The 22,824-nt window shown below is 49.8% G+C and carries 15 protein-coding genes; 11 read left to right on the plus strand and 4 right to left on the minus strand.

The window, feature by feature from the left end:
* Nucleotides 1–22: 22 nt before the first annotated feature.
* The 3 genes from cas2 to ACR6Z4_RS29275 are packed head-to-tail and all read right to left on the minus strand — an operon-like array spanning nt 23 to nt 3,281.
* The gene (cas2, locus tag ACR6Z4_RS29265) at nt 23–298 is read right to left on the minus strand and encodes a CRISPR-associated endonuclease Cas2 (RefSeq protein ID WP_479720886.1); all 276 of its coding nucleotides are present in this window, start codon (nt 296–298) and stop codon (nt 23–25) included.
* On the minus strand, nt 298–2,385 hold the full coding sequence (gene cas1, locus ACR6Z4_RS29270) for a CRISPR-associated endonuclease Cas1 (RefSeq protein ID WP_479720887.1): 2,088 nt from the start codon (nt 2,383–2,385) through the stop codon (nt 298–300). Before cas1 ends, cas2 begins: the two co-directional genes overlap by 1 nt.
* 56 nt (nt 2,386–2,441) lie before the next feature.
* Complete coding sequence (locus tag ACR6Z4_RS29275; protein ID WP_479720888.1) at nt 2,442–3,281, minus strand: CRISPR-associated protein; 840 nt, start codon at nt 3,279–3,281, stop codon at nt 2,442–2,444.
* Between ACR6Z4_RS29275 and ACR6Z4_RS29280 the strand changes: the two genes are divergently transcribed.
* The 6 genes from ACR6Z4_RS29280 to ACR6Z4_RS29305 all read left to right on the plus strand — a co-directional run bounded on the left by ACR6Z4_RS29280 (nt 3,280) and on the right by ACR6Z4_RS29305 (nt 9,469).
* Complete coding sequence (locus ACR6Z4_RS29280) at nt 3,280–3,402, plus strand: hypothetical protein (RefSeq protein ID WP_479720889.1); 123 nt, start codon at nt 3,280–3,282, stop codon at nt 3,400–3,402. The genes ACR6Z4_RS29275 and ACR6Z4_RS29280 overlap by 2 nt on opposite strands.
* 174 nt (nt 3,403–3,576) lie before the next feature.
* On the plus strand, nt 3,577–5,367 hold the full coding sequence (locus ACR6Z4_RS29285; RefSeq protein ID WP_479720890.1) for a Cas10/Cmr2 second palm domain-containing protein: 1,791 nt from the start codon (nt 3,577–3,579) through the stop codon (nt 5,365–5,367).
* A gap of 3 nt (nt 5,368–5,370) precedes the next feature.
* A complete protein-coding gene (locus ACR6Z4_RS29290; RefSeq protein WP_479720891.1) occupies nt 5,371–6,480 on the plus strand; it encodes a type III-B CRISPR module-associated Cmr3 family protein in 1,110 nt (369 codons plus the stop codon).
* 51 nt (nt 6,481–6,531) lie between these two features.
* Complete coding sequence (gene cmr4 / locus ACR6Z4_RS29295; protein ID WP_479720892.1) at nt 6,532–7,359, plus strand: type III-B CRISPR module RAMP protein Cmr4; 828 nt, start codon at nt 6,532–6,534, stop codon at nt 7,357–7,359.
* On the plus strand, nt 7,356–7,778 hold the full coding sequence (locus tag ACR6Z4_RS29300; RefSeq protein WP_479720893.1) for a hypothetical protein: 423 nt from the start codon (nt 7,356–7,358) through the stop codon (nt 7,776–7,778). The genes cmr4 and ACR6Z4_RS29300 overlap by 4 nt, the downstream gene beginning before the upstream one ends.
* 20 nt (nt 7,779–7,798) lie before the next feature.
* Entirely contained in the window at nt 7,799–9,469 is a 1,671-nt protein-coding gene (locus ACR6Z4_RS29305; protein WP_479720894.1) for a hypothetical protein, read from the plus strand.
* Nucleotides 9,470–9,663: 194 nt separating this feature from the next.
* On the opposite strand, the gene ACR6Z4_RS29310 is transcribed toward ACR6Z4_RS29305, so the two are convergent.
* Nucleotides 9,664–10,647 (minus strand): tyrosine-type recombinase/integrase, encoded by a 984-nt coding sequence (locus ACR6Z4_RS29310; protein WP_479720895.1) that lies wholly within the window; start codon nt 10,645–10,647, stop codon nt 9,664–9,666.
* A gap of 308 nt (nt 10,648–10,955) precedes the next feature.
* On the opposite strand from ACR6Z4_RS29310, the gene ACR6Z4_RS29315 reads away from it, so the two are divergent.
* The 5 genes from ACR6Z4_RS29315 to ACR6Z4_RS29335 all read left to right on the plus strand — a co-directional run bounded on the left by ACR6Z4_RS29315 (nt 10,956) and on the right by ACR6Z4_RS29335 (nt 22,741).
* Entirely contained in the window at nt 10,956–12,035 is a 1,080-nt protein-coding gene (locus ACR6Z4_RS29315) for a PDDEXK nuclease domain-containing protein (RefSeq protein WP_479720896.1), read from the plus strand.
* A gap of 398 nt (nt 12,036–12,433) precedes the next feature.
* The gene (locus tag ACR6Z4_RS29320) at nt 12,434–16,282 is read left to right on the plus strand and encodes a tetratricopeptide repeat protein (protein ID WP_479720897.1); all 3,849 of its coding nucleotides are present in this window, start codon (nt 12,434–12,436) and stop codon (nt 16,280–16,282) included.
* Between the two features lie 32 nt (nt 16,283–16,314).
* Entirely contained in the window at nt 16,315–17,604 is a 1,290-nt protein-coding gene (locus ACR6Z4_RS29325; RefSeq protein ID WP_479720898.1) for a tetratricopeptide repeat protein, read from the plus strand.
* A gap of 47 nt (nt 17,605–17,651) precedes the next feature.
* Entirely contained in the window at nt 17,652–18,728 is a 1,077-nt protein-coding gene (locus tag ACR6Z4_RS29330) for a tetratricopeptide repeat protein (RefSeq protein ID WP_479720899.1), read from the plus strand.
* A 32-nt stretch (nt 18,729–18,760) separates the two neighbouring features.
* Nucleotides 18,761–22,741, plus strand: coding sequence for a tetratricopeptide repeat protein (locus ACR6Z4_RS29335; RefSeq protein WP_479720900.1), 3,981 nt, complete (start codon nt 18,761–18,763; stop codon nt 22,739–22,741).
* Nucleotides 22,742–22,824: the final 83 nt, after the last annotated feature.

Genomic DNA, 22,824 nt, shown 5'->3' on the forward strand with positions numbered 1-22,824 from the left:
TCCCTGGTGTGTCGATTGATTCTTAGACGATGTAAACCGAGGGTGGGGGTTGAGGCGGATCGCCCCCAATGACCAACACTTGCTGCACCGCTTGAGGAGACAGCCAGTAAAAACGCACATTGTCTTCTTCGACTTTTACCCGCCGCTGGACATGGTGATATAGCTGCTTCATTTCAGCTTGAGACAAAAAACATTCAAACACACTTTTTTGTACCCGCCGACCATATCCTTCCAGAAACGCAGCCAGCTTAGTGCGCCGTTTGTTATCAGGGATATCGTAAGTAACGATTACCAGCATTAGACCGATCGCAAAAACGCTTCATAGGGAATATCTTTTAGCAACGCTGCTTTATATCGCTGCACCTGAAGATGCATCGCCCGACGATAAGATACAGCTTCCTGCAAATCAGGATGTTTTACTGATTGGGTAATTGCCTGTTCAAACTTTTGAATAAACAGCCGTCGGGCTGACGCTGCCAGATAAACGCCGCCTTCTGACGTGGGCCATGTAAAATCGGTAGGCTGAAATGTTTTGCTATTAACCAGCTTTACCACCAGGCTATCCACAATGGAAGAACGAAACTCTTCCATTAAATCCAGCACCAGCGCAGGCATCTTTCGTTCTGTTCCATGCAGATTGCCAACATAGGGATTTAACCCCTCCGCCAAAATCAAACTCATCATGTTGTTAAACAGGAGAGTGTAGCCAAAGCTCAACAATGAATTAACGGGATCTTTGGGAGGTCGCCGATTGCGTTCTCGAAAACTAAACCCCGGATTGACCAACAATTGTCCCAGGGCGGGAAAATATCGGGCTGCCGTAATGCCCTCATATCCCCGCAATTGATCTAACGATGTGACTGAACTTAAAGACTCAATATCTCGCTGAATCCCCTGAATTGCCTGAGCAACGGCTTCTAGCTTCCGTTTGCGGTTTAGCCGTAATAGCAATTGCTTAGAGTTCATCAACTTACCCCAGACGATCGCCCTCGCTGTACAAAGTTGAAAGGGAGCTTCTGCCTGACGCAAAAATTGATAGCGTTCTGCCGCCAAATCTTCAAATTCAGCACTCCACAAATGCCCCTTATACTCTCCCGTCTGGCTTAAAAAGATGACCGGAATCTGCTGGTTCAAACACAGCCCAATCACTGCCGTACTGACCTGCACCTGCCCAAAAATCAAAATCCGTTCTACCTCTCGAATCGGCACCTCCAGGGAGTCTCCTTTGGGAGGGCTGAGCCGGAACCGTCCCTCATCCTTGTTCACACAGGTTCCCTGCTCTACTACATACAAACTCGACATACCATTGCTCCATTCCCGTTCAGGGGATTCAATTTTGACCGACGTATCTGATCGCACCCCATACCCCAACACCACAAACAGCGGGGGTGGAATGGGCTGTTGTGCTGCCTTCAATGCCTCTACTAGCGCCTGTTGCATCATGGTTTCCTCCACTTTGCCGCGATCGATATGCACTAACCGCACCTCCGACCCCTGCCGAGATTCCGGCTTAATCTGTCTGCGTCGGGGAGTAGGTGGCACCACCACATTTCCCGCAAAGGTATGACCCAAAAATCGAAACCCCTGCTTAAATGTGGTAATTCCTGTTTTCTCGGGGTGCAATTCCAGCCCCATCCCAGTCAGCAATGCGTTCAGGGTTGCCCGTGCCTCCTGTAACCGTTCCTGACTGCGAGCCAGCACTACAAAATCGTCTGCATAGCGAACTAACTTCCAGCCCGGTTGCGCCATCGACTCATCCAGGTCATCCAGATATACATTCGCCAGCATGGGTGAAATCGGCGACCCCTGGGGAATACCTGCCGTGGGCAACACAATTCCTGCGGGGGTTAGCTTGCCTATGGTAATCCAGGCTTTGACCAGCGCCATTACCCAGGGCAGATTTACCCGCTCCTTTAGCTCTGCCAATAATCGGGAATGCTGGATGCGATCGAAATAGCACACAATATCGGCTTCCAGCACCCAGGTATAGCCGCGATCGCGCCATATCTCCACCTGCGCTGCTGCCTGCCGATGGGAGCGCCCCGGACGGTAAGCAAAACTAGATGGCTCAAATTGCGGCTCAACCAGCGAATATAGCACTTGCAATAGCGCCTGTTGCACCAAGCGATCGCGGACGGTGGGCACTCCTAACTCACGCCAGCCTCCCGATCGCTTGGGAATCCAAATTTGGCGTAGGGGCATCGGACGGTAACAGTCTTCTGCGATTGCTTCTCGCAACGCCAAGAGGGCATCTGCCTTGTAAGAGCCAAAGCCTGTAATGGTTTCCCCATCCACTCCGGCACAGCCACGGTTATTGGCTACCACATCCCAGGCTTGCTCAAAGTTAGATAGGGAAAGAAAGCGATCGCGAAGTAATGGCAACATACCAACCTAGCCTCTGCTTGAATGGTTTGGCTCCCCCAAAATTGGGGGTTAGGGGGCTACTTTCGCACAGGACGCAACCGATAAGATACCTGCACCGCCATAATCTGCCCCGGATTCACCTGGCTGATGTATTGCAAGGGTCGTTCGGGTCGCGTGCAAGCCAGCAGCATTCCTGCCGTCATTCCTTTAGTTGCACCTGTGTAGTCTGCAATCACCTCTGACTCTGCCAGACCCAGGCTTTCTGCATCCGCATAAATAGAATTCACCAATTGCTGAATGTAATTGGGGTCATCCATCAAAGCATCTGGCACTACCAGGCTAAACCTCTCCCCTGGCATCTCTGGATTCTCTATTTCATAGGCTCCGTAGTGCAGTCGCAGGGTTTGAGTGGCTCCTTCTGCTGTCAACTGCTCTGCCAAATCCAGTGCAAAGGGCAGCGATTGTTGCGTACAGATCAGCCAGCAATCTTGTAAATGGGGCACCTGTCCCTCGTTCCAGTGAAATCTGATTGCCTCCTCAGCAGGAGAATGGTTTTTCGGACTCATCGCCACAATCAAGCCGGGATAGGTGCGTTGCAGGGGTACAACATTCGCTTGAGGCACTTCCACTGCTGCAAACAGGGGCGATCGCCGTAACTGACCCAGCAACCAACGAGAGAGATCTGTTCCATAGGTTAACCCCAGCAACAGCAACAGCAACCCCACCGTTAGCACAACCCGAAACCAGGCTTGTTGAATCCCCCAATGGTTTTCTATCCAGGTTCCCAACGCATCCCAAACGAGATAAGACACCCCATCCGACACAACGGTAAATAGCAGGGTGCCTACTAAAAAGAACGCCAAAAAATTCTTGGTGGGATCGGCGATCGCCCGAACAATCCAACTCGGTTTTGTCATGCAGTCTTCTCCTTTGGTTGCGTTGTTTCAGGTAATCGACTTAAGTCATCATATGGTTCCCCCAGAATTGGGGGGCAAGGGGGCAATCGTACCGCTATCAGCTATGCCCGTTTTTCAGTAGGGACAAAGAATTGCTTAAATCTAGCCCGTTCTGGCTGATTCTCAACTACGGTAGGTTGAACGCGATGGGGCGATCGCAATGCCCCTGACTCTATTCAAAACGACTCTGGAAGCATCCCTTTCCAGAGTGCTGCTACAGTAGCTCCATCACGCTTGTACCTCCTCTTCCTCAGCTATGCCCCTACCTGTGTATACGGCTATGACCTTTGCCCCTGTGCAGGGGTTCATCGAAAAGTCTCGAAAATTAAAAGATCTCTACGGCAGTTCCTTTATCCTGTCGTATTTGTCCGAGCATCTTTGCACAGCTGCTCAACGCCACCTAACTGGCTCTAACGCTTTGACATGGCCTGCCGATCCGGTCGTTTCCCCTGCCCTGATTGATGTCACCCAGGGAGTGCCCAACCAGATTCTCATCCGCGGCGAATTTCCCTACTCAGAAGCTCACAATGCCTTCTCTGCCGCCTGGACGCGCATCGTCGAAACCTGTCGCCTCTGGATTGAAACCCAGATTCCCCAAACCCCAACGGGCGATCGCTGGGAATACGAATACTGGCATCGCTCCTGGCAAGCCTGGACAAACCATGCCTGGGAATTCTTTTGGGCAACGGGAGCCAGCGGCGACGAAGCAAAAGTAGCCCTGAGCGATCGCAAGTTTTCCCGCGGCTGGGTTGGGGTTAACTGGATGGGTGAAAGCTCCTCGCTTTCAGGGATTGACAGTCGGGCATGGCCCCACCTGGGCAAACACAAGCCCTACACCCGCCCTCAGCGCGAGGAAGATGCAGAAGTGCGAGCCTTCTACGGTCAGCTTAGTACCCTGCTGGGAGAAGCAACCATTACCCCGCGTGAATTTCTTAGCATCCCCGAACTGGTAAAGCGATTGGTCACGGTACGAGAGATTGTTGATTTCCATAAAGACTTACGAATTCACGGTAAAGACATACCGCTATCATTCCGAGATCTCAACCGTCTGCTAAATCGACCCGATGATAGAGCTGAACAGTTTGACGAGGATACCAAGCGTGAAGAGAATAAGCGCTGGACAGGCTGGTTTCAGGGAGATGGCGATCGGGCAGGCGACTATCTGCGCGACCAAGAGGATGATGGACTTCATCAATTCAGCCACGATTTGCGAATGTGGGGGCGCAACCTGTGGAAACACCTTCCTAGACAGGAGTTCAACCCATCATTTCCCAAAAACCTCGATCGCGATGGACGCATTATCTATGCAGGTGGTGATGATTTCTTAGGGGTTCTTTACCGTCAGCACCCTTATCCAGAAATGACCTCGCTGGAATGTTTGCGATGGTTTGAATCCTTCAAATCAAAGGTTTGGAAGGAAAACGGCCATCCCATCACCGTCAGTGTTGGCTTTGTCTGGGCGGCACCCAACGTCCCTCAGCGCGATGTGTTGCAACAGTGCCGTGAAGCCGAACAGTCTGCCAAACGTGCCGGACGCGATCGCATTGCCTTTCGCATCCTGTTCAACAGTGGCAATTATCTAGAATGGGTTTGCCCCTGGTGGTTGCTAGAAGGTGACTTCTCCGTCCTTCCAAGTGACCTATCTGTAAAATTTCCTGAAACTGGATTACTCGCTTCCTACTGCGATCGCCGGGACATCCAGGGACATGAAAATACCCCCAACTGGACTCACATTTACAACGATGTTGCCACACTGGAAGCCCGCCATGCCTTCCAATCTACTAGCGTCGCCCTGGGACTGATCGAAATCTACTTTGGCAACGCTTACCGCCAACTGCTAGAAAACCCAAAAAACTGGTGGAATCGAGATGCAGAGAACACGAATCTGCGGGAGTTCAGTGGCATTCTGGGCGATCGGGCTTCTTTCAAAACGAGCGATCGCATCGAACCCGCCTTTAACGAATGGGTAATTAATCTCGCCAAAGTTGGCTTTCACCTGACCCAACCCCTCCACGAACTCATACCAGTCGTCATACCAGCCGCCTGAAGCATGTCTAAAAACTCAAACGCTCCCTTTCAGTACCTGATTGCGATCCATCCCCTCGGTCTCCTCTATGGCAGCGCTGGCCCCTTCCTCTCACCCGAAAATCTGGTCGGACGGGCAGGAAACAGTTTTCCTCCCAGTGCCGCTACTCTATCAGGTATCTTTGCTGCCTGCTACGGCAATGATGAGGTTCAGAATCTTCAACTGGCGGGTCCCTTCTGGTCTCAGACGGACACCCTTGCCAGCAACAACGACCAGGATTTTTTCGTTCCCACGCCATTCATCTATCTAGTGGAAAAGGGGGAAGAGGCGATCGCCCAAACGCTCTCCTGGCAACCCCAAGTCGATAACCCAAAGCAATGGGGATGGCGCAATCAAAACGGCGAACTCCCCATCGGCAAGTTCGATTCCCAAACCTGGCTTTCCCTCCGCCAGTGGGACAATCCCAAATCCATCCAACGGTCACCCTGGAAGTTTTTGCCCCACCTGCATCCTCGGTTGGATCTAGATCAACGCCGAGTAGCAGTTCCTCCCCAAAACCAAGAAACCGATCTGGGTGATGAACCCGATACCCAGGGCAGCCTGTTCCTGGAAAATGCAGTGCAAATGCCGCCCGATGCTTGCCTGGTATATCTGTCTAATCGGTGTTTACAGGACGGGTGGTATCGCTTTGGAGGCGAGGGGCACATGGTTGAAGTGACCTGTCACGAATTAGCGAAAACTGTCAGCGATCGCCTCACTCCTACCTCCCTAGGACACTCCTTTGCCTTGATTACTCCGGGGGTGTGGGGTTCTAATCGGTTTTCCTTGCGTTATCCCGATGAATGGCGATCGGACATCTACCACAATGCCCAAACCGGACAGGAATCAATCCTGACAGACAAACCCATTCCCTTCCGCTATCGCATGGGAGGAAAAGGAGCAGTCAAACGCCTTTCACGAGGGCGTTACGCCGTTCCCGCTGGCACCGTCTATGTTATGCGTAACCCCCAACTTCCCTGGAATGAGTGGTCTGCCGATCTCTTTCCCAGAGAAGGTCCCTACCTGAACCGCTGGGGTTGTGGTCTGGCACTTGCTCTACCTAATGCCGTGTCATCCCAGGCTCAGGCAGCCTGAGTTGTTGCTTTTTCAGCTTTATCCAATCAACTTCAACTTATCCAATTGACTATGTATCAAAAAGCCTACGGTATCATCGAAACCCTGGCTCCCCTTCATGTGGGAGCAACTGCTGGAGAAGAAAGCGGCAATCTGAATCTGATCTTCCGAGATCAGTTTACGCAAACTGGAATTATTCCTGGAAGTTCCATTCGAGGACGGTTTCGTTCTGAGATGCGGCGTGACGTGGAGGGAAGTGAAAACGAATGGTATGGCGCACCAGCAGAGAAAGGAGAATCAGACTCAACAACAGAATCGATCGTGAAATTTGAGTATGCTTCTCTATTGTGGCTACCCGTTTTTTGCCCCGGACAACCCATTGTATGGGTTAGTTCTCCAAAACTGTTGAAACGTTATCAGCGCATTGTGGGCAGCGAACTCAAAGATGCCCAAATTCCTGAAAAATATACGGGGTCATCAACGCTCAAGCCACTCAACGTAGAAGGTAAAAAAAAGCTTTTCTTTAACTTTGGTTTCTTAGAACTGAAAGAAACTACCAATTTGAAAGCATGGTTTCCCAATAGCGAAGAATTACCTTCGGTCATTGTTGGCGATGATGAGATTGGCATGATTCACGATATGGCACTGTATCGTCAAAGCCGAGTGCGGCTGAAAGATGACGAAAAGCGGGTAGACGGGGGTGGGTTCTTCAACACTGAAGCGCTGCCAGAGGGAACGATTATGGTCTTCCCGATCGCCATTCGAGAGACTAATTCTAAAACTCCCTGGAAACCCTTTGGCCAAGAGGAGCAGAGCGGTGAAATTTACCTGGGTGGATTGGAATCGATTGGGTTTGGTAATTGTCAAATTACGCTAAAAGGTGAAGGAGTAGCCGCATGACTTGGAAGCTGTACGAGATCGATCGAATTGCTCAAGAGTTGGTGTTGGAATTCCGAGATCGGGATGTATTGGGTGAAAGCCATAAGATGCGAGCTACCACCGCTTATGGATTAGAGCGTTTCTGGGGAGAGCATTTACGATTAGACCAGACAAATAAAAAGAAGCCAAATCAAGAAGAACAGCATAAGTCAGATTTTTGGAAGGCAACCTGGAATGCTTTACATGAAATCATGACAGAAGCAGAAGTCGCTGTTCCAAATGATCCTGTTAATCCTGGTAAAACTTCAGACATTAAGGATATGGCAGCCAAACTTTGGGACGAGAAAAAATTCCCAATTGAACATCGTAAAGTCGCTCTAGCTGTACTGGCGCAGCTTTGTGACAGCCTAGTCTGGTGGACACAGCGGTACAAGAAATAAGTGGTGAGAGGTAAGTTGTTATGCCAAATCAGGACTATGTGCCGTTGATGTTTCAGGCACAGGTGGAAGGGCGATCGCAAATTCAGCGATTAATTCCTAGTCAGAAGGCTGACCAGCAAGCTTATGACTGGGCGCAGCAATGGCAAAAAGGCTGTGATGAAAACAATACGCCCCAGTTTGCATCGCACATTCAGACTCGTAAATGTCGATTCACCTGGCGCATGGTCACAAACAGCGGTCAGGATGCTGGAGTGATTCGCCCCGTGATTGGAGAACGGGGGTGGGCTTATTTCCCTGGCTCCAGTATGAAGGGCACATTTTTGAGAGCCTGTAGGCAGCTTTGTCCTGCGGATGAAGTTCTGTTGTTCTGTGGTGGCAAAGACAAAGACGGGGAATTGCATCCTGGTGTGTTGCGCTTTCATGGAGGATACCCTGACGATGCTGAGTGGCTAGATGATTCACTAGTGGATATTGTGCATCCTCAAGAAGATTGGCAATTAAAAGGACAGAAAAATAACGGTGCATTCATCCAAATTTCTTTGCATCAACCGACCTTTGTGTTTGGAATTTCAAGTTCAAAAACGTTGCCCTCTGAGCAATGGGAGTTGGTCTGGAAGGTATGGCAAACTGCCTTAGAACAAGGTATTGGATCGCGAGTGAGTGCAGGCTACGGTCAGATTGCAACTCACAGTGGCAATAAATTGGTAGGGTTTGGTTTGTCTGGTGAAGGACAAGCGTCCAAATTAATCAACGGACAGGGAGAATTTCGCCCCAATATATTTAAAGCAGCTCTGCGAGGGCACACTCGACGCTTGTTTAACGGCATTACCAATGAAACGACGACAGACCAAATCACAAAGCTACTATGGGGTGGTATTGGGCGCGGAGAAGATGCCACTGTGGGTCTGCTAGGCATTTCATTTAATGCGCCCGATTTAGAATTGGACGAATGGCGATCGCTTATACAGCGAAGTAACATAGCCCCAACCTATGAAACTGGAGATGCTGTTTTAGATGTATTACTCATGAAGTCTGACTTGACATCTGAACAACAGGATGAGTTAAAACAATTCATCATTCGCCTGATGAAATTTGCCATGCTTTTAGGAGGATTCGGCAAATCTTGGCGACGGGCTTATCATCCTCGCTTTTTCCCAGACTATAAACGTCAACTGATTGGTTGCCATTGGGAATTCACAAAGCGATCGCATCCCTTGTACATTCCCTTCGGAGAAGACTTAGCTGCAATCACGAAATTTTTGGATAGTTTTCACGACAAAGCAAAAGAACTTTCCTGGCTACAAAAACTCAAGCCTCAAGAAAACCTAACGCCGGGAATTCGGGATGCTTGGCACCAGGACAATGTGCAAGTTTGGGGACGATTGGCAGAGGATGAAGAAGACAGCCTTGCGATCGATTGGCTACATCAACCCTATAAACAGGGGCTATTAATTAAGCAATCTGAACTTACCGGAAAAATGGGTCAAATTGGTCGGCTATGGCATCGAATGTATCCTCGATTCCGTAGAACTCAAAATAGTGATGGCAAAACAATCTGGAAACCTACAACACAATACGCAGAATTGCTAACAATGTTTCCAAACGTTTCAGGTAACGAGCAGGAACAAGAAAAAGTAAGAAGCTTCCTCAAATTTCTGAATCAAGAAACTGACTTTAAGCAACTCTGGTAGAGGGACTATGGTTAACCTAAGCAGGTGGGTCGCCCCACCTGCTTAGGTTAACCAATCCCGGAAAGTCGATTGGCGATCGCCTATTCCTAGCCTTTTTTCTCCACTTTTCATCCTTCACCCTTCGTCCTTCATCTCTTTCTTCAGAAATTGGATTAACAGGAACCATCCAGAGTCTTTACAGGAGAGGCGATCGCTTACAACCGTATCCGTTCAATCTCATCGAGACTGATAGTGTCATCCCGTCGGTCATACAACGCCGTGGTTCGACCATCCTCATGGGCAGCAATCTTCTGCGCATTATCCCGACTGCCCCCATTCCGTAGATAATTAGTGATTCCTGACGCCCGAAAGGTATGATTGCAAGCATCTGTATTCACCCCTGCATCCTTTGCCCGCCGCTTGATCATCGCCCAGGCTTCCTGACGCTGAAGCCCTCGCTCTGTTAGCTTGCGCGTCCGTCCTACCGTCGTCCGAAACAGAGGCGTACCCTTCGCCTCCCACAGACCCGCCGCATCTAAATAGAGATCGAGATATTCTTCCGCCTTATGATGCATCGGTACTTCATGATACTTGCCACCCTTTTCGTGCAGCCGCAACCAATAGCGCTTGCCCTTGGTAAAGTAGTCGTCCACCTTCATGCCCAACACCGCACCAATGCGAGCAAAGCTAAAAAACATCGTAGCCATCAGAGCGCGATCGCGTAACCCTACCACATGAGACACATCAATCGCAGCCAATAACTCCCGCATCTCTTCATCCGAAAGCACAGGTGTTTTACCCTGCTTGATGCGATACTTCAGCCCCTTCACCTCCGCTGCCGGATTACTTTGAAGAATGCCGCCCGACACCATCCAAGCCAACATCGACCGAATCGCCGCCAAATGCTGATTGATAGTAGGAGCAGAACCGGGATGACGTTCTAGATAAGCCGCGATCGCCAGGGGACTGATATCCGCAAATTGCAACCCCCGCTCATCACACCAATCCAAAAATTGCCTGACCGCTAACGCATACGCCGCACGAGTATTCTGATTGCGAATATTAACCAGAAAAAACTCAATCAACCGCCGCGCCGTTGCTTCCCCAGCATTGATAGCGATCGCCGGCAGCAAAATTTCAGGTGGATTAACATTCGACCCTACAGACGAACTGGGACTGGAAACGATCAGGTCATTCATAGCGAAGCCAGGAGCCACTCGAATCGGCGTATGATTCAGTCATTAAACTATATGACATAACTCCTCTTTATGACATATAAACCTGATGGAAGAGAAAACTATATTTTCCTGTCACAATTTATCTATTCCTGTTCCACTCCCCTCCTCTAAATCACAGATTCATGAACCTGTCACTCTATTGAAGAGAGTAACGGCAAAGCGATCGCTTTCTCAAAAAAGCTTAGGTTTGATTCAATCCATGATCTTGAGTCACTGTCAGCAGAGCAATGATATAGTCAGCCGAGTGCCACCCTGCCAGAGTCGTTCCCATGCCAAGCCAGTCATCCCTTTTTCCCGATAGTAACTACGCCGATTTCCTGGATAGCTTAAAACAGCGCATCCGGTCAGCTCAGCTAAAAGCCGCTCTGGCAGTCAATCAGGAGTTGATTCAACTCTATTGGCAAATCGGTCGAGAAATCCTGGCAAAGCAGGAAGCTGAAGGCTGGGGCGCAAAGGTAATTGACCGACTCGCCCAAGACCTCAAAAAAGAGTTCCCCGACATAAAAGGGTTTTCTCGCTCAAATCTCAAGTACATGCGAGCTTTTGCAGAAGCCTATCCCACAAAAGAAATTAGCCAGCAGCTTGCTGGCCAAATTCCCTGGTTTCATAATTGTGTGCTGCTGGAGAAGGTCAAAGACCCGCAGGAACGGCTTTGGTATATCCAGCAAACTATCGAAAACGGTTGGAGCCGAAATATCCTAGTTATGCAGATTGAAAGCAATCTGTATAAACGCCAAGGTGGCGCGATCACCAACTTTGAGCGCACACTCCCTGCCCCCCAATCAGACCTGGCTCAACAGATCATTAAAGATCCTTACAACTTCGATTTCTTGACATTGGGCAAAAACGCTCAGGAACGAGATCTCGAACGCGCATTAGTCGATCACATTCGCAACTTCCTACTAGAGCTGGGTCTCGGCTTCGCTTTCTTAGGTAGCCAATATCCCATCGAAATCGATCGTAAAGAGTATCGCCTCGACCTCCTCTTTTACCACATTCACCTACGGTGCTTCGTCGTCATTGATCTCAAAATGGGCGAGTTCCTTCCTGAGTACTCAGGGAAAATGAACTTTTACGTCTCCGCAGTAGATGACCTGCTGAAACACACCAGCGATAATCCAACGATCGGTATAATTCTCTGCAAAGCGAAAGAAAAAACAACTGTAGAGTATGCCCTTCGTGGATCACAGCAACCCATCGGGGTCTCCACCTATCAGCTACAGTCCCAACTTCCCCCTAACTTCCAAGAAAATCTCCCTACTGTTGAGCAGCTAGAGATGGAACTCAGCATGGCTGTAGAAGAAATCGCAGACGAGGTAGAGATCGATGCTGAAGATCCCCCACATTAGTCGTCATATTAATGATGCACATTTAGTAGTGGTGTTCATGTAATGATTTTTTGTTGCGCGGGCGACGCCCGCGCAACAAAAAATCATTACTTTTTTAGGATTACCCAAATTTTTTCAATACCCCAGCGAGAATCAGGTTATACCTCTATAAAACTCAGAGATTACGGTTTCTTTGTGTGGCACTAAAAAAGTTATTTGCGATTTAGTGCCACACAAAAAGATACGGACAATCTGCGTATCTTTCTCCTGTAAATAGAATTTTAGGAGCCCTGACAGGACTGGATGCTCATCCCCCAAACTCCGATCGCTCCTAAAGTCCATTAACAAACTATCCTGAGATTATATTTCGATCGCCCATCTATTCTCCCCACCAGTCGATTGCATACCAGGAGCTGAAGATGAACCGTTGCAGCCCGTTCCACCGTTTGCTCACGCAAGGAATCATCACCGGGCTCATCAGTGGATTATGGATCGCTACCCCCGCAACTGCTGATTCAACGCTGTCTTCAGCTGTTTATCAGATCGCTCAGGCAACCTTAACCGAGGACGTGCTTCCCATCTCTCTTACTGGTCGGTTAGATATTAATAGCCCCACACTGCCCGATGGCAGTTACTACCAGGAACACACATTTGCAGGAACGGCAGGAGAAGAAATTGTTATTGAACTGAATAGCGATGAGTTTGACACCTATTTAATCTTAAAAAATCCTGACGGCAAGGTCATTGCCGAAAATGACAATGGGACGTTGAGCACAAATTCCAGCATTATGATTACTCTGCCGACAACCGGGATATATACCATTCTTATTAATACCTTCAGTGTCGGTGAGACCGGAAATTACAGCTTAGAGGGGCGAGCCGCAACAGGTATAGATCAAGCCGTGGCAGAAGCAACACAACGCAATCAGCGTGCCTTTGAACTCTATCAAGCGGGACGTTATCAAGACGCTATTCCTTTAGCAGAGCGATCGCTCTCTATACTTGAACAAGTGCTAGAGGAAAATCATCCCCTGGTTGCCGCCAGCCTCAACAATCTGGCAGAACTGTACCGAGTACAAGGCAATTATGCCCAGGCAGAACCCCTCTTACAGCGTGCGTTTTCCATCGCTGAAGAAACCTTTGGGGAAATTCACCCCGATGTTGCCCTGAGACTAAACAACCTGGCAGCCTTATATCAGGCGCAAGGAAACTATGCCCAGGCAGAACCCCTTTACCAAAGAGCACTTTCCATTCGAGAACAAACGCTGGGGGAAAATCCTTCCCTTGTTGCCGCCAGCCTCAATAATTTGGCAGAACTGTACCGGGAACAGGGCAATTACGCCCAGGCAGAACCTCTCTATCTGCGATCGCTCTCCATCCGAGAACAAACTTTGGGGGAGAATCACCCCGATGTTGCCAACAGCCTCAATAATTTAGCAGTGCTATACCAGGATGAGGGCAACTACGCCCAAGCGGAACCCCTATTACTGCGAGCGCTTTCCATCTTTGAACAAACCTTAGGAGCAAATCACCCTAGTGTTGCGACCAACCTCAACAACCTGGCAGCACTCTATCAAGATCAGGGTAACTATGTTCAAGCAGAGCTATTTTATCAGCGAGCGATCTCAATTTCTGAACAAACACTTGGGGGTAATCATCCTCTGTTAGCAAGCAACCTCAATAATCTGGCAGAACTATACCGATCACAGGGTAATTATGCCCAAGCGGAACCTCTCTATCGGCGATCGCTCTCTATTCGGGAACAAGCGTTAGGGGAAAATCACCCTGATATTGCTAACAGCCTCAATAACCTAGCATTACTCTACCAAGCTCAGGGCAACTATGTTGAAGCCGCACCCCTTTATCTGCGATCGCTCTCTATTCGGGAGCAAGCGTTAGGAGAAAATCACCCCCTGGTTGCCAATAGCCTCCACAACCTGGCAAATCTATACCAAATTCAGGGCAATTATGCTCAGGCGGAACCGCTCTATCAACGAGCACTCTCGATCTCTGAACACGCCTTAGGAAACAATCACCCCCTGGTTGCCAATAGTCTCAATAATTTGGCAAATTTATATCAAGATCAGGGCAACTATGCTCAGGCGGAACCCCTCTACCAGCGATCGCTCTCTATTTTTGAACACGTACTTGGTAACAATCACCCCAACATTGCCCAAATCCTTAACAACCTGGCAACGCTATACCAGTTTCAGGGCAACTACACCCAGGCAGAAACTTTCTTTCAGCGATCGATTTTCATCAGAGAACAAGCACTTGGGGAAAATCATCCCGATGTTGCCCTTAGCCTCAATAACTTAGCAGTCTTATACCAAGAGCAGGGCAATTATGCCCAGGCAGAATCCCTCTATCTGCGATCGCTTGCTATCAGGGAACACTTACTGGAGGACGATCATCCTGATATTGCAGCTAGCCTCCATAACCTGGCATCTCTATATCAAGCTCAGGGCGACTATGCCCAGGCAGAACTGCTCTATCAACGTGCACTCTTGATTCTGGAACGAGCTCTAGGGGAACATCACCCTAATGTTGCCATCAGTCTTAACAACCTGGCAGTGCTTTCCTGGGCGCAAAATGACTTCACCTCCGCCCTCAACTTCTTGCAACGCAGCTTATTGGTTGAAGAAGTCAACCTCAATCTCAACCTGTTGGGTGGTTCTGAGTCTTCTAAACAAAACTTCCTCGCTACCTTCGCTGGCACAACTGACATTGTCATCTCGTTACACGTTCAGTCTTCGTCTGATTCTCCTGCAATTGCTCAACTGGTACTCACCACTCTCTTGCAACGTAAAGGACGAATTCTGGATCTGTTCACCAATAGCCAGCAGATTCTCCGAGACCAACTTGACCCCGATAGCCAAGCCTTACTCAACAACCTCAATACCAGACGAACGCAACTCTCTATCCTTGTTTTCAATCGACCTGAGTCTCTGCCCCTTGACGAGTATCGCAATCAGGTCACTATCCTAGAGTCTCAAATCCAACAACTTGAAGATCAACTCTCGCGTCGCAGTAGCCAGTTTCGAACACTCAATCAGCCCATTGACTTGCCAACCATCCAGACCTTATTACCTGACCAAACCATGCTGGTTGAACTGGTGCGCTATCGCAGGTTTGATGCCACAGCAAATCATAACAGCTTTGGAGAAACTCGCTATGCCGCTTATCTCTTGCAATCGGATGGACAAATCGTCGGCATCGACCTGGGGTCTGTCGCTGAGATTGACCCTCTGATTGCAGACTTGCAGTCGGCACTCCGTAATCCTGGTTTCACCCCTGATGAAGTCAAGGAAGCATCACGGGCACTGGATGAGCGAGTCATGGCTCCAATTCGAGCGCGATTAGGGGATACAACCCACCTGCTGATCTCTCCTGATGGCGCACTCAACCTGATTCCCTTTGAAGCATTAGTAGATGAAGCCGGACACTATTTGGTTGAGAACTATACCCTCACCTATCTCACCTCTGGCAGAGATCTGTTGCGATTGCAAACCGCCGTTAATCCCCAAACCGATCCAGTGCTGCTAGCCAATCCGATCTTTGAACGACCTGGAGATCCTGGTGTTGCTCAATCTCCAACACGCTATGCCGATCTGAGACAACGAAATTGGACAGCACTCGAAGGCACAGCGCAAGAAGCCAATGCCATCGCGGCACAGTTTCCGCAAGCACAATTTCCCCATGTGTCTAATCTACAAGGAATAGCCGCAACCGAAGCAGCCCTCAAACAGGTGAATCGTCCTAGCTTTTTGCATATTGCCACGCATGGCTTCTTTGAACCCGTTGACCCAACTGAAGTGGTGCCGATTGAAAATCCGCTGTTGCGGTCTGGTCTGGTGTTATCGGGGTTGAAGGTCGGAGAAAGTGGCACCGGGGAAGATGGCATTGTCAGTGCTTTAGAAGTCAGCAGTCTTAATTTATTGAGCACGCAACTGGTAGTATTATCTGCCTGTGAAACCGGCTTGGGCGATCTCTCCGTAGGAGAAGGCGTGTACGGATTGCGCCGAGCGTTAGTATTGGCAGGTTCTGAAAGTCAACTGATCAGCTTGTGGCAAGTGCAAGATGATACCACCCGCGATCTGATGGTGCAGTACTACGAAAATCTGCGATTGGGGATGGGACGCAGTGAAGCCCTGCGGCAGGTGCAATTGGCTATGTTGAGCAATGATGTAACTGCTCATCCCTATTACTGGGCACCCTTTATCAACTCTGGCGATTGGCGTCCGATCGCCCACTTTAATGGTCAATAATTGAGTGGGAATACATTGCACTACACCAGCCTATGACGTCGCCTGCCCAGTCTGCTTTCAGTCTCTATCGCCGCACACTGCAAGTGCTCGATCATCCAGATGCATTATCGGCAGAACAGGGACTGGCTATTCTTTGTGCCCGTGATGCAGTGCGGCAGGCACTCATCGTGCTATCCCCCGTTTCTGAAACCCGCCTGCTATTAGTCCAAGCGTTGGATACCAAACTCAAACAACATCGATCGCGCATTTGTGCAGCGATTGACCTATCCAGCTATCGTGCCACCTTGCCTACACCGCCCCAAGATTGGTGGTGGCGTCTGGATGAAGACCCTATCGTTCACCCTCGCGATCGCCAAGATTGGCTATTTAAACTTTCCACAGTCGGTGGCTGGACAGTTATTTTAGCGTTGCTGCTGAACATCGCCAATCGTTTTTTTAGCGTTGGGTTAGGCGTAACTGGAACCGTTGCGGTTGTCTTTCCTTCGTTGTTAGCGTTTCTTAAAGCGCGCAGCGATTTGACCGAAGCGGGACAGAAAAGTGTTGAGCAACTTTTGACAAAAATTGGTGTTCCCAAACACTGGCAGTCAGAAACAAAATTTGCGTCCACCTTCGTGCTGCTGGGTGGTGTCTTCATTCTGTGGTGTAGCTTGCCTGCGATCGCCGATGGCTTCAATCGACGGGGCTTAGATCTGTACTATGGAGGACATCTGCGGCAAGCCGAGCAACATTATCGGCAGGCGATCGCGTTAGATGCTGACCATGCCGACGCCTATTACAACTTAGGACTGATCTATGAAGACTGGTTGAAACTGGATGAAGCCAAGCAAGCGTATCAGGTTGCTGCCAGTCAAGGGCTGGTAGAAGCGCATAACAATCTGGCACGATTACTGATTCAAGAAAAAGAGTATCAGGCAGCCGTGACCTTACTTCAAGACGGACTGCTACTGCGATATAGAAAGCAAGTGTTCCCTGAAGATGAATTCAATCTCTACAAAAATCTGGGTTGGGCGCGGTTCTCTCAGGGCTATCTCCAGGATGCAGAATTTGCGTTGGAAAAAGCGATCGCGATCGCAAACACCGGGAATACCCAACAACGTATCCGGAGTAGCGCCGCTGCCCATTGTTTATTAGCACAAGTGCGAGAAAAACAAGATAAGCCAGCCGAAAGCTTGCAAGAATGGCAAGTCTGCTGTCAACAAGGTCTTGAGCGACTGGAGCATCGTCACGTCTCTATCCCAGAAGAAGATCAATGGCTCCACCAGGCCCAACAACGTCTTCAAGCCCAAGGAAAAACTTGCCCCTCCCCTGACACCATATTATGAACCGCAAAACGCTTCTCTCTAGTTGCCTGCTTGGTCTGGGTTTACCGATGGCTATGGCATTACCTGCTCAAGCCACCAATGTCACTATCACCCAGGTTTCTGGAACGGTGGAGGTCAGAGGTCGGTTTTCCCTGTTTTGGGGGCGTGCCAGCCAATATCAAGAACTTAGTCCGGAGCATCGTATTCGAGTTAGAACCCAATCCTCTGCAACAATCACCTGTCTGGATAGCAACGCTAACTGGATAACCTGGACAATTTCTACTCCCAGTGAAGTCCTGGTTTCTGATCATTGTGCAACGAGAGTCTTCCCTGACCGCTCAACTGGTCCAACCCGTTCTCCCATCGATGAGACGTTGCCCTACATCATCACCCCGCGCAACACAGCGCTATTGCCAGGACACATTGATATTGCCTGGAATGGTATTCCCGATGCCAATACCTATCGTGTCAGAATTCGAGGCAGGGGAGGATTTTTGTGGGAAAGCGACTGGCTCACCGCCACCAAAACAGCATACACAGAATCATTAGAAGCCGAACGCACCTATGAAATAACGGTGGAAACGGATCAAGGGGTATCGTCCAATCCAAATGGTTCAGCGTCGCCGACGTTTAGGATTTTGGCGGCGGCAGATGTCAGCGCTGTTCATCAAGAAGTTGCCCAAATTGAGGCATTAGCCCTCGATCCCACAGCACATGCCCTGGCTGTCGCTCAAGTCTATCGCAACCATAATCTCAACCAGAATGCGATCGCCATCCTAGAAACCCAAATTCAAAACGGCACGCAGAGTGCTGCCGTCTATCAATCGCAAGCATCACTCTACGAGCAGATTGGCTTAACCAGGCAGGCACAGGAGCAATACAACCGTGCGCTCGGCTTAACCGCTGCGGATGACCTGGAGCAGCGAGCGAACATCCAGGAGCATTTGGGGCTACTAGCGCGTAGTGTTGCTAATCATGCTGAAGCGGTGATTTGGCTCCAGGCAGCCGAAGCCAATTACCGCCAACTCCTAGATGCATCGCTGCCAGAGGTTCAAGATCAACTGCAAGAGCTAGAGCGACTGATCGAAGACTCCCAATCTCGCCTGCCAGAGCCAGAGTCAGCGCCACAAAGCATCACCCCCTAAACGCTTTAACATCTACCCTTGAGGAATTCATCATGAATCGCTGTTGGTTACTGAGTCACATCCTTTGGCAAAGCATCTTTCCGGGATTGGTCGGTGGACTGTGGCTAGTCACCCCAGCAGCAGCCGTTTCCCTGACGAGCAGCTCAGAGAACCCACTTGAGATCGCTCAGGCACCTGTCATCGAGTCTGCTGCCCCTACAACCATTACTGGGCGCTTAGACACCAATAGTCCGACGTTGCCAGATGGCAGCTACTACCAGGAGCACACTTTTAAGGGGATGGCTGGAGAGCAACTTGTCATCGAACTCAGCAGTGAGGAGTTTGATGCCTACCTCATCTTGAAAAGTCCTGACGGTGAGGTTATTGCCCAAAACGACGATGGGGTATCAGGAACAAACTCGACCATCATCATCACCCTGCCCAGAACGGGAACTTATACCATTTTTGCAAATACCTATGGTGCTGGTGAAACAGGGAGCTATCGATTAGAGCGGCGAGCGGTTACGGAGACTGACCGCGTGTTGGTAGCAGTAGATCAATTGAATCAGCGAGTGGCTGAACTCTTTCAAGTAGAACGTTACGAAGAAGCAATGCTGTTGGCTGAGCAAGCGTTGGCTGTCGGCGAGGAAGCTCTAGGGGAAAATCACCCACTTGTGTTTACCAGCCTCAACAACCTAGCAACGCTGTACCAAGCGCAGGGTAACTATACCGAAGCAGAAACCTTTTTTCAACGAGCGTTGGCTATCGGGGAACAAACTCTGGGGGAAAATCACCCAAATGTAGTCACCACCTTCAATAATCTGGCAGCAGTGTACCAAGCGCAGGGTAACTATACCGAAGCAGAAACCCTTTTTCAACGAGCGTTGGCTATCGGGGAACAAACTCTGGGGGGAAATCACCCTGTTGTTGCTCAGGGTCTCAACAATTTGGCAGCGCTATACCAAGAGCAGAACAACTATATCCAAGCAGAACCTCTTTATCGGCGTGCGATCGCTATTTGGGAACAAGATCTGGAAGCCAATTATCCTTATGTGGTAACCAGCCTTAACAATCTAGCAGAGCTATATCAGCTTCAGGGCAATTACGCCCAAGCTGAGCCTCTTTTGAAGCGATTGCTCACTATACAGGAACCAGTTCTAGGGGAAAATCATCCCGATGTGGCAACCAGCCTCAACAGTTTGGCAACGTTATATCTGAACCTGGGTAATTACGCCCAAGCAGAACCTCTCTTTCAGCGCGCACTCATTATTCGCGAACGAGCTTTAGGAGAAAATCACCCAGATGTGGCAGAAACCCTCAACAACTTGGCATCGTTATATCAGGCTCAAGGTAACTATACTCAGGCAGAAGTCCTCTACCTACGCTCGCTGGCTATTTGGGAACAAGCTCTAGGAGAAAATCACCCATCTGTAGCTACCAGCCTAAACAACTTAGCACAGCTATATCGGAATCAGGGCAATTACACCCTAGCAGAACGGCTCTTCCAGCGTGCGATCGTTATTCAGAAGCAAGCCTTAGGAGAAAATCATCCGGATGTGGCAAATAGCCTCAATAATTTGGCATCGTTATATCAGGCTCAAGGCAACTACACGCAGGCAGAAACCATCTACCTACGATCGATTGCTATTTGGGAACATGCTTTAGGGGAAGATCACCCCCTTGTAGCTACCGGTCTCAACAACCTGGCAACGCTATACCAGGATCAAGGCAACTATGCTCAGGCGGAACCACTCTTTCAGCGGTCACTCTCTATTCGCGAACAAGCCTTAGGAGAAAATCACCTGGATATAGCTCAAAGCCTCAACAACCTGGCATTGCTTTACCAGGATCAGGGCAACTATACCCTAGCAGAGCCACTCTTCCAGCGCGCGATCACTATCAATGAACACGTTTTAGGGGAAGAGCACCCCCTTGTAGCTACCAGTCTCAACAACCTGGCAACGCTATACCAGGATCAAGGTAACTATGCTCAGGCGGAACCACTCTTTCAGCGGTCACTCACTATTCGTGAACAAGCTTTAGGAGAAAATCACCCGGATGTAGCTATAAGCCTTAACAACCTGGCATTGCTTTACAGGAGACAGGGCAACTATGCCCAGGCAGCACCCCTCTTGCAGCGTACACTCGCTATCTGGAAACAGGCATTAGGGGAAGAGCACCCCCTTGTAGCTACCAGTCTCAACAACCTGGCATCTGTATACCTCGATCAAGGCAACTACGCCCAGATGGAATCCCTTCTCCAGCAATCCTTGTCCATCCGGGAACAAGCCCTGGGAGCCAATCACCCGGATGTGGCAAGTAGCCTCAACAGCCTTGCAGTTCTCTCCTGGACACAGAATGATTTTACCTCTGCTCTCAATTTCTTTGAGCAAAGTCTCTCCGTTGAGGAAGAAAACTTAAATCTCAATCTCATTGTTGGCTCTGAGACTTACAAGCAAAACTTCTTGTCCACCTTTGCAGACACGACGAACGACATCATTTCACTGCACCTCCAGAATCTGCCAGACTCTCCGGTTGCGGATCAACTGGCACTGCTTACCGTCCTCCAACGCAAAGGACGGTTGCTAGATCTGTTCACCAATAGCCAACTGATTCTGCGAGAGCAGCTCGATCCCGACAGCCAAGCTTTGCTCAGCGACCTGATTGCCAAACGAGCGCAACTCTCCACGCTGGTCTTCAACCGTCCTGAATCCTTACCCCTGGAGCAATACCGCACTCAGGTTGCCAGTCTTGAGTCAGAGATTCAACAACTCGAAGCCGACTTGTCCCGTCGTAGTAGTCAGTTTCGAGCACTCAATCAACCGATTGAGCTGCCGACCATTCAAGCTTTACTGCCTGCCCAAACCACACTGGTTGAATTAGTGCGCTATGACCCTCAAGCAACAGGCAATAACCGTCTCAGAGAAGCCCACTATGCCGCCTATCTGCTGCAAGCTGATGGCACTATTGATGGCATTGATTTAGGGTCTGCCACTGAGATTGACCCTTTGATTGCAGACTTGCAAGGGGTACTCCGCAATCCGGGTTACACGGTGGAAGAAGTTAAAGAAGCCGCACGATCACTGGATGCTCGTGTCATGGCTCCAATTCGAGCGCGATTGGGAGATACCAACCACCTGCTGATTTCTCCCGATGGTGCCTTCAACCTGATTCCCTTTGAAGCATTGGTGGATGAAACCGGGCGCTACCTGGTGGAAAACTACACCCTCACCTACCTCACCTCCGGTCGAGACCTACTGCGGCTCCAGGCCCAAGCCACTGCGACACCTCAAACCAATCCTGTCCTCTTGGCAAATCCCATCTTTGAACGCCCTGGCAATGTAGATGTCGCGCAAACTGCCACCCGCTATATTGACCTGCAACAACAAATATGGTCGCCATTACTCGCAACTGCTGAAGAGGCAAATGATATTGCCGCTCAACTGTCCCAAGCCCTGCATCTGCCCCTTTCCCAAATCCCAAATTTGCAAGGACAAGCAGCTACAGAAGCTGCCTTGCGGCAAGTGAATCGCCCCCGCATCTTGCACATTGCCACCCATGGCTTCTTTGAATCCAGTGACTCGCAAGAGGTGGTATTAACAGACAATCCACTGCTGCGTTCTGGGCTAGTCTTGTCAGGCGTCAACGTTGGGCAAAGTGGCACTGGAGAAGATGGTATTGTCAGTGCCCTGGATGTCAGCAGTCTAAATCTATTGGGCACTCAACTGGTGGCTCTATCTGCTTGCGAGACTGGACTGGGCGATCTGTCGTTAGGAGAGGGAGTCTATGGCTTACGACGGGCATTAGTGCTGGCAGGTTCACAGAGCCAACTGATCAGCCTGTGGCGCGTGCAAGATGACACCACACGAGATTTGATGACGGCATACTATCAAAACCTGCTATCGGGCATGGGACGTAGTGAAGCCCTGCGTCAGGTGCAATTAGCCATGCTGAGTAATGAGGCGACCGCCCATCCCTATTACTGGGCACCCTTCATTAACTCCGGCGATTGGCGACCCATTTCACCTCAATAGCTATTGACCTGACTTACCCAGTGATGACTCTCCCTGCTCATTTGCCAGGGACAGAGTCAGAGCCATACAGCATCGCCCCCTAA

The organism is Calyptranema fuscum S582 (assembly GCF_055793305.1).

Bases quoted from the DNA above. Each gene is read 5' to 3' on its own strand.
- cmr4 (WP_479720892.1), top strand. From the start codon at position 6,532: ATGTATCAAAAAGCCTACGGTATCATCGAAACCCTGGCTCCCCTTCAT.
- ACR6Z4_RS29305 (WP_479720894.1), top strand. From the start codon at position 7,799: ATGCCAAATCAGGACTATGTGCCGTTGATGTTTCAGGCACAGGTGGAA.
- ACR6Z4_RS29280 (WP_479720889.1), top strand. From the start codon at position 3,280: ATGCAGTCTTCTCCTTTGGTTGCGTTGTTTCAGGTAATCGACTTAAGT.
- ACR6Z4_RS29315 (WP_479720896.1), top strand. From the start codon at position 10,956: ATGCCAAGCCAGTCATCCCTTTTTCCCGATAGTAACTACGCCGATTTC.
- ACR6Z4_RS29310 (WP_479720895.1), bottom strand. From the start codon at position 10,647: ATGAATGACCTGATCGTTTCCAGTCCCAGTTCGTCTGTAGGGTCGAAT.
- ACR6Z4_RS29320 (WP_479720897.1), top strand. From the start codon at position 12,434: ATGAACCGTTGCAGCCCGTTCCACCGTTTGCTCACGCAAGGAATCATC.
- cas2 (WP_479720886.1), bottom strand. From the start codon at position 298: ATGCTGGTAATCGTTACTTACGATATCCCTGATAACAAACGGCGCACT.
- ACR6Z4_RS29335 (WP_479720900.1), top strand. From the start codon at position 18,761: ATGAATCGCTGTTGGTTACTGAGTCACATCCTTTGGCAAAGCATCTTT.
- cas1 (WP_479720887.1), bottom strand. From the start codon at position 2,385: ATGTTGCCATTACTTCGCGATCGCTTTCTTTCCCTATCTAACTTTGAG.
- ACR6Z4_RS29325 (WP_479720898.1), top strand. From the start codon at position 16,315: ATGACGTCGCCTGCCCAGTCTGCTTTCAGTCTCTATCGCCGCACACTG.
- ACR6Z4_RS29275 (WP_479720888.1), bottom strand. From the start codon at position 3,281: ATGACAAAACCGAGTTGGATTGTTCGGGCGATCGCCGATCCCACCAAG.
- ACR6Z4_RS29300 (WP_479720893.1), top strand. From the start codon at position 7,356: ATGACTTGGAAGCTGTACGAGATCGATCGAATTGCTCAAGAGTTGGTG.
- ACR6Z4_RS29330 (WP_479720899.1), top strand. From the start codon at position 17,652: ATGGCTATGGCATTACCTGCTCAAGCCACCAATGTCACTATCACCCAG.
- ACR6Z4_RS29290 (WP_479720891.1), top strand. From the start codon at position 5,371: ATGTCTAAAAACTCAAACGCTCCCTTTCAGTACCTGATTGCGATCCAT.
- ACR6Z4_RS29285 (WP_479720890.1), top strand. From the start codon at position 3,577: ATGCCCCTACCTGTGTATACGGCTATGACCTTTGCCCCTGTGCAGGGG.